This is a genomic window from Bradyrhizobium sp. (assembly GCF_016219575.1).
In the GTDB taxonomy this organism is placed as follows: Bacteria; Pseudomonadota; Alphaproteobacteria; order Rhizobiales; family Xanthobacteraceae; genus Bradyrhizobium.
Window position 1 is genome coordinate 1,004,591 of sequence record NZ_JACRMG010000009.1, and the last position, 17,095, is coordinate 1,021,685.

The window sequence follows — 17,095 nt, forward strand, 5'->3', positions numbered from 1 at the left end:
AAGATTCCGCTCACGCGCAAAGCCCGTCAAAACCCCAATTCCATTAGCAGGATTTGAGGGCGCCCGCGGCTTTTCTCAACCGATCCCGATGGCTGGATCAGACCACTTTGCTGCCGACGTCGGACCGCGCCGCGGTGGGCGCCGGGGATGCATTGTGGTCGATCGTCTTGACAGGCTCGGCGGGCTTTTCCGCCTCGTCGTCCTTCATGCCCTTCTTGAAGGCCTTGATGCCGTTGGCGACGTCGCCCATCAGGTCGGAAATCTTGCCGCGCCCGAACAACAGCAGGACCACTGCGATCACCACGATCCAGTGCCAAATGCTCAGCGAACCCATCCTGCAACCCTCCAAACATGCGGGGCCGGCGCCGGCCCAGGCTTTGAGCGGAAGGTAGGCCCGAAGGGTGCCGAAAACAAGGACTTAGGCCGCGGCAAATCGCTGTCGGAGCTACGTATTATTGCTACCGTTAACCCGCGGAAAGTTGAGGTGTGGGAACTAGTTGCCCTCGCCTTTTTCAGGCTCTTTCTCGGGTTCCGGCGCAGGCGCCAGCAGCAATTCGAGGGTATCGCCGGGCTCCAGCGCATCCTCGTCCTCGCGCAGCGCCGGATCGTCCGACGGGTTGGGCACGTTGAAGCCGGTCGGCAGCCGGGAATCCAGCAGGCCCGTGCCCTTCAACTCGTCGAGACCGGGCAGATCGGAAAGCTGCTCCAGGCTGAACTGGGTCAGGAACGCCTCGGTGGTGCCGAAGGTCAGCGGACGGCCGGGAGTCTTGCGGCGGCCGCGCGGGCGGATCCAGCCGGTCTCCAGCAGCACGTCGAGCGTGCCCTTGGAGGTGACCACGCCGCGGATTTCCTCGATCTCGGCGCGCGTCACCGGCTGGTGATAGGCGATGATGGCGAGCACCTCGATCGCCGCGCGCGACAGCCGCCGCGTCTCCGTGCTCTCGCGCGTCATCAGCCATGACAGATCGCCGGCGGTGCGGAACGTCCATTTGTTGGCGACGCGCACTAGGTTGACGCCGCGCGGCGCATATTCGGCCTGCAGCTGCGCCAGCGCTTCCTTGATGTCGACGCCGTCGGGCATGCGCTTGGCAAGGGTGGCCTGATCGATCGGCTCGGCGGACGCAAACAGCAGCGCCTCCAGCAGCCGCAGCTCCTCGGGCCGCGCCTGCGGATCGGCCGGTGTCGCCTCGTCGTCAGCCACGCGTTTCTCCGCCAGGCTTGCCATGGCCAAATCTCCTTCTTGCACTTGCCGGAGCTCCGGTACTGATTGAATCAGAACCGGAGCTCCGGATTCTCGACTTGACGCGTTTTCTTCACGCGAACCGGTGTCCACTTCGCTTGAAAACGCTCTAGACCGGAACTTCCGGCGCGGGGTTGACTGCCTGCGGCGGACGTTTCCGGAAGTACAGAGGCGCGAACGCCTGTTTCTGGTTCAGCTCCATCTCGCCCTCGCGCACGAGCTCGAGCGCCGAAGCGAAGCTCGAGGCGAACACGGTCGCACGCTGCGAGGGGTCGACCACGTATTGCATCAGGAGCTCATCGAGGCAGCTCCAGTCCTCGGCCATGCCGACCAGCCGCTCCAGCGAAGCGCGCGCTTCCGACAGCGACCACACGGTCCGCCTGGCGAGGTGCACGCTGGCGAGCACGCGCTGCTGGCGCTGCGCGGAATAGGCCGTGAGCAGGTCGTAGAGCGTCGCGGTGTAGCGGGGATGACGGATCTCCGCGATGTTTTCCGGATTGCCGCGCGGAAAAATATCGCGCTGGAACTGGGGCCGGTTCATCAGCCGGTTCGCGGCTTCGCGGATGGCTTCCAGCCGGCGCAGGCGGTTGGCCAGCGCAGTCGCCATCTCCTCGGCGCTCGGCCCGTCCGGCGAGGGCGGCTCGGGCAGCAGCAGGCGCGATTTCAGATAGGCGAGCCAGGCCGCCATCACGAGATAGTCGCCGGCGAGCTCTAGCCGGATCTTTCGCGCGTGCTCGATGAAGGCGAGATACTGGTCGGCGAGCGCCAGGATCGAAATCTTGGAGAGGTCGACCTTCTGCTGCCGCGCCAGTGTCAGCAACAGGTCGAGCGGACCCTCATAGCCGCCGACATCGACCACCAGCTCCGGTTCGCCCTCGGCGATTTCGGCCGGACGCCCGGTCTCAAACGACAGAATTTCCGCGGTCATGCCACCCCCGCCTGTTCGACCAACGCGTCCAGTTCGACCCGCGCCGCCTTGCGGTCGAACGGCACCGGCGGCTTGCGCGACGCCAGCGCCTTGACGGCGCGCTGCAGCGCCTTGCCCGACAGTTCCGGCGTTTGGCTGGCGACCTCGCGCATCTCGTCGAGCTTGCCGTTGCAATGCAGGACCATGTCGCAGCCGGCGGCGACGATGGCCCGCGTCCGCTCGGCGATCGACCCCGCCAGCGCGTTCATGGAAACATCGTCACTCATCAACAAACCCTGGAACCCGATACGACCGCGAATCACCTGCTCGATGATTGTCGCAGAAGTCGTCGCCGGTTGGGCGGGGTCCAGCGCGCTAAACACAACATGTGCGGTCATCGCCATCGGCAAGTCGTTCAAGGGGATAAACGCGGCGAAATCGGTCCGTTCCAGCTCTGCGCGCGGCGTATCGACCGTCGGCAGGCGGAAATGGCTGTCCGCCGTCGCCCGCCCGTGTCCGGGAATGTGCTTCAGGACGGGCAGGACGCCGCCCTGCTGCAGCCCCTCGGTGACCGCCCGGGCGATGTCAGCCACCTTGGCCGGCTCGGTTCCATAGGCCCGGTTGCCGATCACATTGTCGGCGCCCGCGACCGGCACATCCGCCAGCGGCAGGCAATCCACGGTAATGCCGAGCTCGGCGAGATCGGCCGCAATCAGCCGGTTGCTGAGCCGTGCTGCCTTCAGCCCCAGCGCGGGGTCGCGATCGTAGAGGGAGCCGAATACCGCCCCCGGCGGATAGGCCGGCCAAAGCGGCGGACCCAGCCGCTGCACCCGGCCGCCTTCCTGGTCGATCAGGACCGGTGCATCGGCCTCGCCCACGGTCGCGCGCAATTCGCCAACCAGCCGAGCGACTTGGGCCGGCGTATCGACATTGCGCTTGAACAGGATGAAGCCCCACGGCCGCACGGCGCGAATGAAATCGCGCTCGGCGCCGGTCAGCTCCAGTCCAGATACGCCCGTGATGAATGCGCGGTTCGACATGGGGCGGGTTTGCCCTCCGCCGCCCCGGGGGTCAAGGAAACCGCGCTCAATTGCTTTGGATGACGCACTGCCCGCCGGCAGTCTTCAGGTTGCTGCAGAACTGGGCAGCCTCGTCCCGGGTACCGAAGGGTCCGACCATGGCACGGTAGAACACGCCCTTCTCGCCCAGATCCGCCCGCTTGATCAGCGGCGGACGCGAGCCCAGCACGTTCGGGAACTTGCCCTGCAGCGACCGGTAGGAGGCCTGCGCGTCGGCCTCGGTCTTCTGCGAGGAAACCTGGACCACGTAGCCGCCGCCGGCGGCAGGCGCCGGTGCCGGCGCCGGGTTGACGGCAGCGACCCGCGCGGGCGGCTCGGCTGCGGCCGGAGCGCCGGGAGTAAGCGACAGCGGCGCGTTGGCGCTGGCATTGGCTGACGTCGGCGGGTTGCGTGGCGCTGCGGCGGGCGGCGGCGCGGCCGGCGCCTGCGTCCGCGGGGCTGCGACCTGCGCGGGAGGTGCGCCCGGCCTCGGCGGGCTACCTGCGGGCAGGCCCGCGTCCGCTGCGTCGCCCTTCACCGAGAGCGTCTTGATCCGCCGCGGCTCGCTGTTCGCCAACGTGCCGTTGGCGGCAGCCGTCGGAGGCGGCGGGGTATTCGGGGTGACACTCGCCGGCGACGGCGGATTGGCATTCTGGTTCAGCGGCGGGAACACCACGCGAGGCCCGGAGCGCGCATTGACGTCGACCGGCGTCTCTTCACGCGGAACGATCTTCTCCTTGCCATCGCCGAACGTCATGCGGTCCGGCGACTTCGGCGCAGTATCGGATTGCGCCGGCACGACCTTGGTCGGGCTGTTGTCGGCCTTGATGATCGGCGGCTCGCCGCTGCGCGGAGAGCCGATGAAATTGCGATAGGCGAATGCGGCGCCGGTACCGACCACGGCAAGCGCAAGCACGGCCGCGACAGTGATCATGCCGCCGCGCTTGCGCGGCGGCTCCTCCGGCTCCTCGTCATAGGCGCCCTGATAGGCATAGGGATCGTCGGGATAGGCGGGATCGCGCTGGTAGTCCTGCCCGGCCTCGATCTGGCCATACAGCGCATCGTCGTAGCGCGAGGGATCGGGCTGCGCCTGCTCGGCATATTGCGGCTCGTCCTGGTATTGATACTGCGCGTGCTGTTGCGGCGGCGGCGCAGCCTGCTGCGCGCCATAGCGGTGCAACGGGTGCACCGGGGCCGGCTGGTAATCCGCTTCGTCGTCATATTGCGGCGGCGGAGGCGGCGCCGGCTGCTGCGATCTCGCATTGGCGCGCTGCATCCATGGCGGCGGACCCGCGGGAGGCTCGGGCTCCGGCTCATATTGCTCGGGCTCATACTGCTCGGGCTGGTATTGCTCGGGCTGATACTGCGGCGTCTCGTATTGCGGCGCCTGGTAGCGCTGCGCGGCCTGCGGCTGCGCCTTCACATTGGCGCGGCCCATTGCGAAGGGATCGGTCTGGCCGATCAGGCGCGCCAGTTCCGCCAACGGATCGCTTTCGGCCTTCTGGCCATGCTGATCCGCGCCGCGGCCATAGTCATCATGGGCGGGAAACGGTCGGTCCTGATATCGATCAGCCATCGGCTACGATGCATCCCCTCCAGGAAGGAGCCAAATCGTACTTCAAACGAATGGCCGCCTGCCAGTTGCCGCGGACATCCCCATGCGCGCGGCCGTCTACCCCTAGCTACCTTAAAGCTACCTCATCTCGGTCGGAGCGTGGACGCCCAGTACGGCCAATCCCGATGCCAGAACCGAAACGACGCCCTGAACCATAGCCAGGCGCGCCTTTGTAAGCTCTGCATCATGATTGATAATGAAGCGTAAATGGGGCAAATCGCGGCCCTTTGTCCAAAGTGCATGAAATTCGCTGGCTAAATCATACAGGTAAAAGGCGATTCGGTGTGGCTCATGTGCCGTGGCGGCTGCCTCCACCGTACGGGGGTAGACCGCCAGCCGCTTCAAAAGATCGAGTTCCGCGCCCTCCGTCAGCCGCTCCACCGCGGCACCCGCGAGATAGGCGATGCGGGCCCCCGCCTCCTCCGGCAGGTCCGGCACCACCTCCTCCCGCGCATTGCGGAAGATGGAATGGCCGCGGGCATGGCCGTACTGGACGTAGAACACCGCGTTGTCCCTCGACTGCTCGATCACCTTGGCGAGGTCGAAATCGAGCACGGCGTCGTTCTTGCGGAACAGCATCATGAACCGCACCGCGTCGGAGCCGACCTCGTCCACCACTTCCCGCAGCGTGATGAAATCGCCGGAACGTTTCGACATCCTCACCTGCTCGCCGTTGCGCAGCAGGCGGACGAGCTGAACGATCTTGACGTCGAGCGCGGCCTTGCCGCCGGTGATCGCCTTGATGGCGGCCTGCACGCGCTTGATGTAGCCGCCATGGTCGGCGCCCCACACGTCGATCAGATCGCGAAACCCGCGGTCGTACTTGTTCTTGTGATAGGCGATGTCGGAGGCGAAATAGGTGTAGGAGCCGTCCGACTTGATCAGCGGACGATCGACGTCGTCGCCATAGGCGGTGGCACGGAACAGCGTCTGGACGCGGTCCTCGTAATCCTCGACCGGCTTGCCCTTCGGCGGCGGCAGGCTGCCTTCGTAGATGTCGCCCTTGGCGCGCAGGAAATCGATGGTCTCGGCGACCTTGTTGTTGCCGGCCTCGATCAGCGAGCGCTCGGAGAAGAACACCTCGTGCTGGATGTTGAGCGCGGCGAGATCGCCCTTGATCGCGTCCATCATCATTGCGATCGCCTTGTTGCGGACGACCGGCAGCCAGGCGGCTTCATTCATCGCCTTGAGCTTGTCGCCATGCTCCTGCGCCAGCGCCTCGCCGACCGGCTTGAGATAGTCGCCGGGATAGAGGCCTTCGGGTATCTCGCCGATGTTCTCGCCGAGCGCCTCGCGGTAGCGCAGGAATGCCGAGCGCGCGAGCACGTCGACCTGCGCGCCGGCATCGTTGATATAGTATTCGCGCGTGACCTCGAAGCCCGCAAATTGCAGCAGGTTTGACAGCGCATCGCCGAACACCGCGCCGCGGCAATGGCCGACATGCATCGGGCCGGTCGGATTGGCGGAGACGTATTCGACATTGACCTTCTGCGCCGCGCCGGCCGCGCTCTGGCCGTAGGCGGCGCCCTCGCGCAGCACGCTGCGCAATTCGACAATCCAGGCCGATGGCTTCAGGGTCAGGTTGATGAAGCCGGGTCCGGCGACATCGACCGCCGAGATCAGATCGTCCGCGCGCAGCTTTTCCGCGATCCTGTCGGCGAGTTCGCGCGGTTTCGCTCTGGCGTCCTTGGCGAGCACCATGGCGGCGTTGGTCGCCATGTCGCCGTGAGTGGCGTCGCGCGGCGGTTCCACGACCACGCGCGAGAAATCGATATCCGCAGGCCAGCCGCCCTCGGCGGCAAGGGTCGCGCAAACCGCGTGAACGCGCGCCAAAACGGCGGCAAACAGGTGCTGGGACGGGGATTTCCCAGCGGTTTTTTCAGCGGATTGTTCAGCCATGGGGCCGCCGCCTAACGCAAATCCGGGGTCGAGTCAAAAAGCCTTTGGTGCTCGATCAGCGCGTAGCGGTCGGTCATCCCGGCGATGAAATTGCCGATCCGGCGGGCACGCTCCGTCTCGGTCTCCTCGCCCGTGGCATCCAGCCAATCCGTCGGCAGATCGCCGGGCGACTTCCGGTAGCGCTCGAACAGGTCGATGACGATCTGCTCGGCCTCCCCCATCACCCGCATCACCCGCGTATGGCGGTACATGCGCTGAAACAGGAACGCCTTGATCTCGGCTTCGGCCCTGGCGATTTCGGCGGGAAAGGCGATCAGCGCCTGCTTCCGGGTCCGCACGTCCTGCGCCGATTGCGGCTGTGCCGTCGCGATACGCTGGCCGGCCTCGGCCATGACGGCGCCGATCAGATAGGAAATCAGCTCGCGCACCAGTTCGGCCCCGCGCCTGATGTCGTCGAGGCGGGGATAGTGCCTTGCGGTTTCGGCGATGATGTCCGAGATCAGCGGCACCACCTTGAGATCGTCGACGCGAAACAGACCCGCACGAAGGCCGTCGTCGATGTCATGGGCGTCATAGGCGATGTCGTCGGCAATCGCAGCGACCTGCGCCTCCATCGAGGCAAAGCTCCAGAGTTCGAGGTCGAAGTTCCTGACGTAATCGGCGATGCCGGCGGGGACGCCGTGCTCGCGATACGATCCGATCGGCGAGCCATCGCGCTCGGTCAGCGGGCCGTTGTGCTTGACGATGCCCTCGAGCGATTCCCAGGTCAGGTTCAGCCCGTCGAAATCAGGGTAGCGGTGCTCCAGCGCGGTGACCACGCGCAGCGCCTGCGCATTGTGGTCGAAGCCGCCGTGATCCCTGAGGCAGGCGTCCAGCGCCCGCTCCCCGGCATGGCCGAACGGGGGATGGCCGAGGTCGTGGGCCAGCGCCAGGGTCTCGGTGAGGTCTTCGTCCAGCCCGAGCTGGCGGGCCAGCGCGCGGGCGATCTGGGCTACTTCCAGCGAATGGGTCAGCCGGGTGCGGTAATGGTCGCCCTCGTGGAACACGAAGACCTGGGTCTTGTGCTTGAGCCGCCGGAAGGCGTTGGAATGGATCACCCGGTCGCAATCCCTCCGGAACGGGCTCCGGGTGCGACTCGGCGGCTCCGCGAACAGCCGCCCGCGGCTGCCGTCGGGGTCGCAGGCAAAGGGCGCGCGCGGGGCAGCCATTCCGACCGTCACGGCAATTTAATCCTTATCCATTTGATTCCGCTTGTCCGCGCACTTAACTATGGAGGGCGCGGGATACCAAATGAATTGGGTATGACGCCGGGAGACTTTGCAATGACTGCTGCCATCACCGTCAGCGAGCGGGCTGCCCGCCGGATCGGCGAGATCCTCAAGGGCGAAGGCGAAGGCGCCATGCTGCGCATCAGCGTCGAGGGCGGCGGCTGCTCGGGCTTCCAGTACAAGTTCGATGTCGACCGTGCCAGGACCGAGGACGACCTCGTGATATCGCGCGAGGACGCCGTGGTGCTGGTCGATTCCGCTTCCGTGCCGTTCCTGGCGGGATCGGAAGTCGACTTCGTCGACGACCTGATCGGCGCCTCGTTCCGGGTGGTCAACCCGAACGCCACCGCCTCCTGCGGCTGCGGCACCAGCTTCTCGATCTGATCCCCTATTTCGAAGCGAACAGCGCCCTGGCATTGGCGTTGGCGATTTGGGCCGCGATTTTCGGCGGCAGCTGATCGAGCCATGCCCGGTAGCCGGCGATGATGTCGCCATAGCTTGCCCAGCGCTCGGATATCCAGGTATCGGAGCCGACCAGGAAGCGGTCGGGGAATTTCTCGAACAGGGCGCGCCACTCCGCCGTCAGCTTGCCGCCGCCGTCGACGATGCCGCTGCGGTAGGACAGCTCGCCCCACAGTTTGGGATATTTGGTCAAGAGCGCCGCGACCCGGTCGGTCGACAGCCCGAAGCCCGTATGCGCCCAGATGATCTGCGCGCGCGGATTGTGCCGCATCAGGATCTCGACCGCCTCATCGTCGGCATGGGCGTGCAGATAGAGATTGTTGGCGACCGCGAAATCGACAACCTTCTTCACCACCTCGGTATCGGCCGCACGGCCCGAGATGTGGAATTCGCCGATGCCGCGGTAGTAGCCGCGCTTGAACTCTTCGTGCACGAGCTCCAGTGTCAGGGGATCGCCGAACCAGGTCTGGATGTCGGCGCGCACCTTGTAGGGGCGGATGAACGGCACCACCCACAGGCCCTCGGGCCTGGCATCCATCAGCGCATGCGTGCCGGTGTTTGGGCGGCTGGTGGCCAAGATGCCGGTGACGCGGTTCTTGCGGAACAGCTCCAGCACCTGGTCGACCTGGTAGTAGGGCTTCGGCTCCCAATTGTAGTGCAGATGCGCGTCGAAGATCTCGATCGGCTCGGCGGCGGCGGCATCGCGCGCATGTCCCGCAAGCAGCGCGATGGCGGCGAAGGCCACGGCCGCCCGCATTGCCCTGCCCGCTCCGCTCATTCGGCCGCCACCACGCGCGGCGGCTTGGCTTCGCCGGTGTCTTCTTCCTGCGGCTCGAGGCGGCGCTTGAGACGGCGGTCGATGCGGTCGAGATAGATGTAGACCACCGGCGTGATGTAGAGCGTCAGCAGCTGCGACAGGCAGAGACCGCCGACGACGGCGATGCCCAGCGGCTGCCGCAGCTCGGCGCCGGCGCCGGCGCCGATCGCGATCGGCAGCGTGCCGAAGATCGCGGCAAAGGTCGTCATCATGATCGGGCGGAAGCGCAGCAGCGCCGCCTCTCGGATGGCGTGCTCGGCCGAGAGGCCGACGCGGCGGCGCTCCAGCGCGAAGTCGACCATCATGATCGCGTTCTTCTTGACGATGCCGACCAGCATCACGATGCCGATCATGGCGATGACGGACATTTCCATGTTGAACGCCATCAGGGTCAGGATCGCGCCGATACCGGCGGACGGCAGGCCCGAAATGATCGTGATCGGGTGAATGAAGCTTTCGTAGAGGATGCCGAGGATGACGAAGGCTGCGAACACGGCGGCGAGGATCAGCACGCCCTGCCCGCGCAGCGAATCCTGGAACACCTGCGCGGTGCCGGAGAAGCCGGTCGCAATCGTCACCGGCAGGTTGGAGGCCTGTTCGAGCGCAGTGATCTTGTCCACGGCATAGCCGAGCGAAACGCCCGGCGCGAGATTGAACGAGATCGTCACCGCCGGCTGCTGGCCCTGGTGGTTGATCTGCAGCGGACCGACGCTCGGCACCAGCTTTGCCACCGCGTCCAGCGGAATGGTCTGGCCGCTCGCCGTCTTCATGTAGAGCTTCGACAGGTCGGACGGGTCGACCTTGAACCGCGCCTCCGCCTCCAGAATGATCTGGTAGTCGTTCGACGGCATGTAGATGGTGCCGACCTGGCGCGTGCCGAACGCGTTGTAGAGCTGGTTGCGGACCTGATCGACGGTGACGCCGTAGATCGCCGCCTTCTCGCGGTCGATGTCGACCGTCATCTGCGGGTTCTTGATGTAGAGGTCGGTCGTGACGTCGAGCAGACCCGGGATCTTCTCGATCCTTTCACGCATCTCCGGCGCGATGCGATAAAGCGCCTCGGTATCGCCGCTCTGCATCACATATTGATACTGGCTCTTAGAAATCCGCCCGCCGATATTGAGGTTCTGGATCGGCTGGAAGAATGCCTGCATGCCCGGAACCTGGCGCGCCTTGGCCCGCAGCCGTCCGATGATCACACCGAGATTGTCGCGCGTCTTCTTCGGCTTCAGCGCCACGAACAGACGCCCGTAGTTTGCCGTCGTATTCGGTCCGCCGGCTCCCACGGTCGAATTGATATAGTCGATCGCGGGATCGGACTTCAGCAGTTCGACCAGCGCCAGCTGCCGCTCCTTCATTGCTTCGAAAGAGGTATCGGTTGCAGCTTCGGTCACGCCGATGAGGAAACCGGTGTCCTCCTGCGGGAAGAAGCCCTTCGGCACGACCATGTAGAGATAGACGGTGCCGCCCAGCGTGGCGAACGTCACCAGCAGCATCAGGAGCTTCCGGGCCAATACCCAGTCCAGCGTAACTTCGTAGGCCCAAAGCCAGGAATCAAACATCCGCTCGAAAAGACGAAGCACGATGTTCGGCTTCCTGGTCTGGTCATGCGCCTTCAGCACGCGGGCGCACAGCATCGGGGTCAGCGTCAGCGACACGAAACCGGAAACCACGATGGCGACCGAGATGGTGACGGCGAACTCGCGGAACACGCGGCCGACGATGCCGCCCATCAGCAGCACCGGAATGAACACGGCGATCAGCGAGAAGGTGATCGAGATGATGGTGAAGCCGATCTCGCGCGCACCTTTCAGCGCGGCCTCGAACGGCCGCATGCCGTGCTCGATGTGCCGGACGATGTTCTCCAGCATGACGATGGCATCATCCACCACGAAGCCGACCGACAGTGTCAGCGCCAGCAGCGTCATGTTGTTGATGGAATAGTCCAGCACGTACATCACGGCACAGGTTCCGAGCAGCGAGATCGGAACGGCGAGCGCCGGAATGAAGGTGGCGGAAGCCGAGCGCAGGAACAGGAAGATCACGAGGATCACGAGCGTAATCGCGATCAGCAGGGTCTCCTCGACGTCGGCGACCGCCTGGCGAATGGAGATCGAGCGGTCCATCAGCACGTTGATGGAAACCGAGGGCGGGATCGAGGCGCGCAGCGCCGGAAGCTTCGCGAGGATGGAGTCGACGACCGCCACCGTGTTGGCGTCGGGCTGTTTCTGGATTCCGAGCACGATGGAACGGTTGCCGTTCAGCCAGCTCGCGATCTTGTCGTTCTCGACGCTGTCATAGATGCGCGCAACCTCGTCGAGCTTGACGGGCGATCCGTTGACCCACTTGACGACGATCTTGCTGTAATCGGCCGCCTTGTCCATCTGTCCGGAGGCCACCAGGGCAACGTCCTGCTTCGGCCCGTTCAGCGTGCCGACCGGCGTCGACGAGTTGGCGCTCGCAACGGCGTTCCTGATGTCCTCGAGCGACAGACCGCGCGCGGCTGCGGCTTCCGGATCGGCCTGGACGCGGATCGCGAATTTCTGCGCGCCGTAGACCGAAACCTGGGCAACGCCCGGCAGCTGCGACAGTGCCTGGCCGATGGTGATGTCGCCATATTCGTTGACGGCCGACAGCGGCAGCGTGGCCGAGCCGAGCACGACGAACAACACCGGGAAATCCGCAGGGTTCACCTTGCGGAAGCTCGGTGGAATTTTCATCTCGATCGGCAGTCTTCGTTGCGCGATCGTGAGCGCGGTCTGCACGTCGAGCGCGGCAGCGTCGATGTTGCGGTTGAGATCGAACTGGATGGTGATGACGCTGGTGCCCTGCGAGGAGTTCGACGTCATCGAGGAGATGCCGGCGATGGTCGAGAGCTGGCGCTCGATGACGCCGGCGACGGAGGCCGCCATCGTATCTGCGCTGGCGCCCGGCAGGGTCGCGGTCACTGCGATGGTCGGGAAGTCGACCCTCGGCAACGCCGACACCGGCAGCAGGCGGAATCCGAACACGCCGAACGCAATGATCGTCGCCGTGATCAGCGTCGTCATGACCGGGCGGCGGATACAGATTTCGGACAGTGTCATGGGCTACGCCCCGGCCTTCCTGGCGCGCGGTTCGACGCGCGTTCCGTCCGACAGGAGTAATTGGCCGTCGGTGACGATGCTCTCGTCGCCGGACAGGCCCTCGGAGATCACCGAAAAGCCCTGGAAGGTGCGATCGACCTTCACCGGCTGGACCTTGGCTGCACCGTCCTTGACAACGAAGACGAAGTTGCCGCTCTGGCTGCGCTGCACGGCGATGGTCGGCACCACGACGGATTCTTCGGTGCGGATGATCAGCTTGGTCGAAACCAGCGTGCCCGGCCACAGCGTTTCGTTGCCGTTCTCCATGACACCGCGCACCGTGATCATGCCCGTGGCGGCATCGACGGCGTTTTCCACCATCGCCACCTTGCCCTCCTCCGAGCTCTGCCGGCCCGGAATGGTCGCGATCACCCGCGCACCATTCCTCGCCATGGATTCACGCAGATCGACCAGCACGCGTTGCGGGACGGCGAAGGTCACGTAGACCGGCGCCATCTGGTTGATGACGGCGAGCGACTGGGTGTCGGCGGGCCGCACGAAATTGCCGACCTTCACGTTCGCCGCGCTGATCCGCCCCGAGAACGGCGCGCGGATCAGGGTGTAGCTCTTCTGGACCTTGTAATTGTCGAGCACGGCCTGATCGGCCTTGATGGTGGCGGTCAGCGTATCCGACTGGGTCCTGGCATTGTCGAGATTGACCTGGGTGGTCGCACCCTTGGCGACGAGATCGGTGTAGCGGCGCAAGTCGCGCTGCGCCCCTTCGAGCTGCGCCTGGTCCTTGGCGAGCGTGCCTTCGGCCTGCTCGATCTGGGCGTCGATCTGCCGGGAATCGAGGGTGAACAGGAGGTCGCCCTCGTTGACCTTGGCGCCGTCCTGGAAATGCACGGCGACGATGGTGGTTTCCAGACGCGACTTCAGCGCGACGCTGGAAATCGGGGTCACAACACCGTTGGCATCGACATCGACGGGAACCGGCTTGCGCTCGGCCTTGGCGATCTCCACCGAGACGGTGCGGGGACGCTGCGGGCCCTGGGCGCTCGCATTACTGCCCATCCAGGAAGACCGGGTCGCAAAGGCGGCTACCGCCACAATGCCAAGCGCGCCTGCCAGTAAAATCCAGTTTCGTTTTTTCATGCTTCTTCGGTCCACCGGTCCAAAAAGGCCGGGACGGCTATTCCTGCCCGTTGGCGGCGAGTTTTGCGCCTTGTTTCTAAACAGTTACCACAGCCGGACGGCGCATGGTATGCCACTAAACTAAATTGTCGGTAATGGTCGGCCTTCCCCATGCGCATTGCTACCTGGAACGTCAATTCGGTCCGTCAGAGGATCGAGCCCCTGCTGGCCTGGCTGAAGGAGTGCTCGCCCGACATCGTCTGCCTGCAGGAAATCAAGTGCGTGGACGACGCGTTTCCACGGCTGGAAATCGAATCGCTCGGCTACAACGTCGTCACCCACGGCCAGAAGACCTTCAACGGGGTGGCGCTGCTGTCCCGGCTGCCGTTCGACGAGACCAAGTCGGGCCTCGCCGGCGACGACGAGGACGCCCATGCCCGCTTCCTCGAGGGCGTGGTCACGCTGAAGCACGGCGTGATGCGGGTGGCGTGTCTTTATTTGCCCAACGGGAACCCGGCGCCGGGCGACAAATATACCTATAAGCTCAAATGGATGTCTCGCCTTCTTGAGTATTCGAAGGAGCGGCTCAAGGCGGAGGAGCCGCTGGTACTGGCCGGCGACTTCAACGTCATCCCGGCGGCCGCCGACGTCCACAACCCCGCCGCCTGGGTCGACGACGCCCTGTTCCGTCCCGCCACAAGGGAAGCGTTCCAGTCCCTGCTCGGCCTCGGCCTGACCGACGCCCTGCGCGCCGTCAGCGATGCGCCCGGCCAGTACACCTTTTGGGACTACCAGGCCGGGGCCTGGCAGAAGAACTGGGGCCTGCGGATCGACCACCTGCTGCTGTCGCCGCAGGCCAGCGACCGGCTGGTCGATGTCGGCATCGACAGCTATGTGCGGGCCTGGGAGAAGCCGTCGGATCACGTGCCGGTGTGGGCGGATCTCGATCTGGAGACGGCCTGAGCCCGTGGCCTCCACAGCCCCGGCCAGCGAACCTCAGTCGCGGCGGCCCTTGACCCAGTGTTCGAGCATCTGCAGCGCCATGGCGCGGTCGCTCTCGGACGCCTTGCCGATCGCCCGGTTGTAGCTTTCCTTGATCCAGGCCTCTTCGGCGCCGGCGCTGTCGCGCGCCAGGGTCAGCCACATCAGCCCGCGGGCGCGCTGCGGCGGCATCTGGTCGCCGTTGAACAGCATCTGTCCGAGCAATGCCTGCGCCTGGTACTGGCCCTTCTGCGCGGCCAGACCGAGCCAGCGAATGCCCTGGCGGAAGCTCTCGGGTGAATTGCCGGTGCTCTTGAAGTAGAGCCGCGCCAGATCGTATTGCGCGTCCGCGTTGCCGAAATAGGACGCGGCATAGTTGAACATCTCGCGCGCGCGCTCGGGATCGGACTTCACTTTCGAGTTCGGGATGCCGCTCAGATAGTAGCGGCCGAGCGCCACGAAGGCATTCGCCACGATCGCCGCCTGCGGCGCCGACGGATTATCCTCGGCATGCTGGTTGGCGATGCGGCTGAAATATTCGAACGCGCGCAGGTCGTTCTGCGCCACGCCGTCACCGTCGGCGTACATCCGCCCGAGCTTCCACTGCGCCACGGGATGGCCGCCCTCCGCCGCATATTCCAGCGCGATCACCGATGAGGACGCCGCATTGGAGGCCATCGGCACCGCCGCTGCAGGAGTTGCGGCCATGGGCACGGGGGCCGGCGGAACCGGCCTGTTGCTCAGCGGTGCAGTCGGCGCGGGAGCGGGCGAAACGACGCCGAGCGGCGCGCCCTGCTTGACCGGGGCGTTGACCGGCGTGCCGTCGAATCCGAACGCGGGAGCCAGCGGGAGGGCCCCCAGAACGAACGCGAGTATGGTACGCCTAGATGTCCGCATAACACTGTTTCTCGTGTGCGCCACCAGGATGGGTAACCGCCCCGTCCACCGCTGGCCCGACCTGCTGGGCATACTTCCACAGCGCACCCGACGTATGATTGGTCGCGCGAGGGGCCCATTTGGTCTTGCGTTCAGCCAGTTCGGCGTCGGTCAATTTTACGTTAAGGGTACCGGCCTCGGCATCGATCTCGATGATGTCGCCGTCCCGGAGCAGCCCGATCGGCCCGCCAATGGCCGCCTCCGGCCCGACATGGCCGATGCAGAAGCCGCGGGTGGCGCCGGAGAACCGGCCGTCGGTGATGAGGGCAACCTTGCCGCCCATGCCCTGCCCGGTCAGCGCCGCCGTGGTCGAAAGCATTTCCCGCATCCCGGGACCGCCGCGCGGGCCCTCGTAGCGGATGACGATGACCTCGCCTTCCCGGTAGGTGCGCTTCTGGACGGACTCGAAGGCGTCCTCTTCGCGGTCGAAGCAGCGGGCCGGCCCGGTGAATTTCAACTTCGACATGCCCGCGACTTTCACGATCGCACCTTCTGGAGCGAGATTTCCCTTCAGGCCGACCACACCGCCAGTGACGGTGATCGGCTTGTCGGCTGGCCGCACTACATCCTGGTGCGGATTCCATTTCACGCTCTTGAGGTTTTCGGCGATCGTTCGGCCCGTGACGGTAAGGCAATCCCCGTGCAGGTAGCCATTATCGAGCAGCGTCTTCATCAGAAGCGGAATGCCGCCAACCTCAAACATGTCTTTGGCAACATAACGGCCGCCCGGCTTCAAATCGGCGACATACGGTGTTTTTTTGAAGATTTCGGCGACGTCGAACAAGTTGAATTGAATGCCGCACTCGTTGGCGATGGCCGGCAGATGCAGCGCAGCATTGGTCGAGCCGCCGGAGGCAGCGACCACGGCGGCGGCGTTTTCCAGCGATTTGCGGGTGACAATGTCGCGCGGGCGGAGGTTTAGCGCGATCAGTTCAACCACTTTCTCGCCGGCGGCGGAGCAGAAGGCATCCCGGATCTCGTAAGGCGCAGGCGCCCCGGCCGAGTACGGCAGGGCAAGCCCGATGGCTTCCGAGACGGTCGCCATGGTGTTGGCGGTGAACTGGGCGCCGCAGGCGCCGGCCGAGGGACAGGCCACCCGCTCGATTTCGTCGAGGTCGGCATCCGACATCTCGCCCACGGAGTGCTTGCCGACGGCCTCGAACATGTCCTGCACGGTCACGGGCTGGCCGCGGAAGCTGCCGGGCAGGATCGAGCCGCCATAGATGAAGATGGAGGGCACGTTGAGGCGGACCATTGCCATCATCATGCCGGGCAAGGACTTGTCGCAGCCGGCCAGCCCCACCAAGGCATCATAGGCATGGCCGCGGACGGTCAGCTCGACCGAGTCGGCGATGCATTCGCGCGACGGCAGCGAGGAGCGCATGCCGTCATGGCCCATGGCGATGCCGTCGGTCACGGTGATGGTGCAGAATTCCCGCGGGGTGCCGCCGCCGGCCGCCACGCCCTTTTTCACGGCCTGGGCCTGGCGCATCAGCGCGATGTTGCAGGGGGCGGCCTCGTTCCAGCAGGAGGCAACGCCTACGAAGGGCTGGTGAATCTGCTGGGTCGTCAGCCCCATGGCGTAGAGATAGGAGCGATGCGGCGCGCGCTCGGGCCCTTCCGTCACGTGACGGCTGGGCAACCTGCTCTTGATGTTCGTCCTGACGTCCATCGCGCGGTCCGTTTCCACCAGACAACTCGCTTGCGGTCCCG

At 65.4% G+C, this 17,095-nt stretch carries 14 protein-coding genes; 2 read left to right on the forward strand and 12 right to left on the reverse strand.

Going from position 1 to position 17,095, the window contains the following annotated elements; genetic code table 11:
- Positions 1-97: 97 nt before the first annotated feature.
- From HZB49_RS09855 to HZB49_RS09885, 7 genes are all read right to left on the reverse strand, one after another.
- A complete protein-coding gene (locus HZB49_RS09855) occupies positions 98-334 on the reverse strand; it encodes a twin-arginine translocase TatA/TatE family subunit (RefSeq protein WP_291610588.1) in 237 nt (78 codons plus the stop codon).
- Positions 335-493: 159 nt separating this feature from the next.
- Positions 494-1,225: an SMC-Scp complex subunit ScpB gene (scpB, locus tag HZB49_RS09860; protein ID WP_291610590.1), complete on the reverse strand. Its 732-nt coding sequence runs from the start codon at positions 1,223-1,225 to the stop codon at positions 494-496.
- A 124-nt stretch (positions 1,226-1,349) separates the two neighbouring features.
- Positions 1,350-2,168 carry a ScpA family protein gene (locus HZB49_RS09865; RefSeq protein WP_291610593.1) on the reverse strand — a complete coding sequence of 273 codons (819 nt, stop codon included), beginning with the start codon at positions 2,166-2,168 and terminating at the stop codon, positions 1,350-1,352.
- Positions 2,165-3,187: a beta-N-acetylhexosaminidase gene (gene nagZ, locus HZB49_RS09870; protein WP_291610595.1), complete on the reverse strand. Its 1,023-nt coding sequence runs from the start codon at positions 3,185-3,187 to the stop codon at positions 2,165-2,167. Before nagZ ends, HZB49_RS09865 begins: the two co-directional genes overlap by 4 nt.
- Before the next feature lie 46 nt (positions 3,188-3,233).
- Positions 3,234-4,781, reverse strand: coding sequence for an SPOR domain-containing protein (locus HZB49_RS09875; RefSeq protein ID WP_291610597.1), 1,548 nt, complete (start codon positions 4,779-4,781; stop codon positions 3,234-3,236).
- Between the two features lie 117 nt (positions 4,782-4,898).
- Positions 4,899-6,719, reverse strand: coding sequence for an arginine--tRNA ligase (gene argS / locus HZB49_RS09880; RefSeq protein WP_291610599.1), 1,821 nt, complete (start codon positions 6,717-6,719; stop codon positions 4,899-4,901).
- Positions 6,720-6,730: 11 nt separating this feature from the next.
- On the reverse strand, positions 6,731-7,939 hold the full coding sequence (locus HZB49_RS09885) for a deoxyguanosinetriphosphate triphosphohydrolase (protein WP_291610602.1): 1,209 nt from the start codon (positions 7,937-7,939) through the stop codon (positions 6,731-6,733).
- Between the two features lie 102 nt (positions 7,940-8,041).
- Here HZB49_RS09885 and erpA point away from each other — a divergent pair, with 102 nt between their 5' ends.
- Complete coding sequence (gene erpA / locus HZB49_RS09890) at positions 8,042-8,371, forward strand: iron-sulfur cluster insertion protein ErpA (RefSeq protein WP_291610604.1); 330 nt, start codon at positions 8,042-8,044, stop codon at positions 8,369-8,371.
- Positions 8,372-8,375: 4 nt separating this feature from the next.
- Here erpA and HZB49_RS09895 read toward each other — a convergent pair whose 3' ends face one another.
- Genes HZB49_RS09895 through HZB49_RS09905 form a run of 3 tightly spaced genes read right to left on the reverse strand, consistent with a single transcriptional unit; the run spans position 8,376 to position 13,486 of the window.
- Entirely contained in the window at positions 8,376-9,206 is an 831-nt protein-coding gene (locus HZB49_RS09895) for an amidohydrolase family protein (protein ID WP_291610606.1), read from the reverse strand.
- A 17-nt stretch (positions 9,207-9,223) separates the two neighbouring features.
- A complete protein-coding gene (locus HZB49_RS09900) occupies positions 9,224-12,352 on the reverse strand; it encodes an efflux RND transporter permease subunit (protein ID WP_291610608.1) in 3,129 nt (1,042 codons plus the stop codon).
- Positions 12,353-12,355: 3 nt separating this feature from the next.
- Entirely contained in the window at positions 12,356-13,486 is a 1,131-nt protein-coding gene (locus HZB49_RS09905; protein ID WP_291610610.1) for an efflux RND transporter periplasmic adaptor subunit, read from the reverse strand.
- 150 nt (positions 13,487-13,636) lie between these two features.
- On the opposite strand from HZB49_RS09905, the gene xth reads away from it, so the two are divergent.
- Positions 13,637-14,428: an exodeoxyribonuclease III gene (gene xth, locus HZB49_RS09910; protein WP_291610613.1), complete on the forward strand. Its 792-nt coding sequence runs from the start codon at positions 13,637-13,639 to the stop codon at positions 14,426-14,428.
- A 33-nt stretch (positions 14,429-14,461) separates the two neighbouring features.
- On the opposite strand, the gene HZB49_RS09915 is transcribed toward xth, so the two are convergent.
- Together HZB49_RS09915 and ilvD are read right to left on the reverse strand one after the other, a co-directional pair.
- Positions 14,462-15,343, reverse strand: coding sequence for a tetratricopeptide repeat protein (locus HZB49_RS09915; RefSeq protein WP_291610615.1), 882 nt, complete (start codon positions 15,341-15,343; stop codon positions 14,462-14,464).
- On the reverse strand, positions 15,330-17,054 hold the full coding sequence (ilvD, locus tag HZB49_RS09920) for a dihydroxy-acid dehydratase (protein ID WP_291611169.1): 1,725 nt from the start codon (positions 17,052-17,054) through the stop codon (positions 15,330-15,332). The genes HZB49_RS09915 and ilvD overlap by 14 nt, the downstream gene beginning before the upstream one ends.
- Between the last annotated feature and the right edge of the window lie 41 nt (positions 17,055-17,095).

Bases quoted from the DNA above. Each gene is read 5' to 3' on its own strand.
- HZB49_RS09900 (WP_291610608.1), bottom strand. From the start codon at position 12,352: ATGACACTGTCCGAAATCTGTATCCGCCGCCCGGTCATGACGACGCTG.
- argS (WP_291610599.1), bottom strand. From the start codon at position 6,719: ATGGCTGAACAATCCGCTGAAAAAACCGCTGGGAAATCCCCGTCCCAG.
- erpA (WP_291610604.1), top strand. From the start codon at position 8,042: ATGACTGCTGCCATCACCGTCAGCGAGCGGGCTGCCCGCCGGATCGGC.
- ilvD (WP_291611169.1), bottom strand. From the start codon at position 17,054: ATGGACGTCAGGACGAACATCAAGAGCAGGTTGCCCAGCCGTCACGTG.
- HZB49_RS09855 (WP_291610588.1), bottom strand. From the start codon at position 334: ATGGGTTCGCTGAGCATTTGGCACTGGATCGTGGTGATCGCAGTGGTC.
- HZB49_RS09895 (WP_291610606.1), bottom strand. From the start codon at position 9,206: ATGCGGGCGGCCGTGGCCTTCGCCGCCATCGCGCTGCTTGCGGGACAT.
- HZB49_RS09875 (WP_291610597.1), bottom strand. From the start codon at position 4,781: ATGGCTGATCGATATCAGGACCGACCGTTTCCCGCCCATGATGACTAT.
- HZB49_RS09865 (WP_291610593.1), bottom strand. From the start codon at position 2,168: ATGACCGCGGAAATTCTGTCGTTTGAGACCGGGCGTCCGGCCGAAATC.
- nagZ (WP_291610595.1), bottom strand. From the start codon at position 3,187: ATGTCGAACCGCGCATTCATCACGGGCGTATCTGGACTGGAGCTGACC.
- scpB (WP_291610590.1), bottom strand. From the start codon at position 1,225: ATGGCAAGCCTGGCGGAGAAACGCGTGGCTGACGACGAGGCGACACCG.
- HZB49_RS09915 (WP_291610615.1), bottom strand. From the start codon at position 15,343: ATGCGGACATCTAGGCGTACCATACTCGCGTTCGTTCTGGGGGCCCTC.
- HZB49_RS09905 (WP_291610610.1), bottom strand. From the start codon at position 13,486: ATGAAAAAACGAAACTGGATTTTACTGGCAGGCGCGCTTGGCATTGTG.
- xth (WP_291610613.1), top strand. From the start codon at position 13,637: ATGCGCATTGCTACCTGGAACGTCAATTCGGTCCGTCAGAGGATCGAG.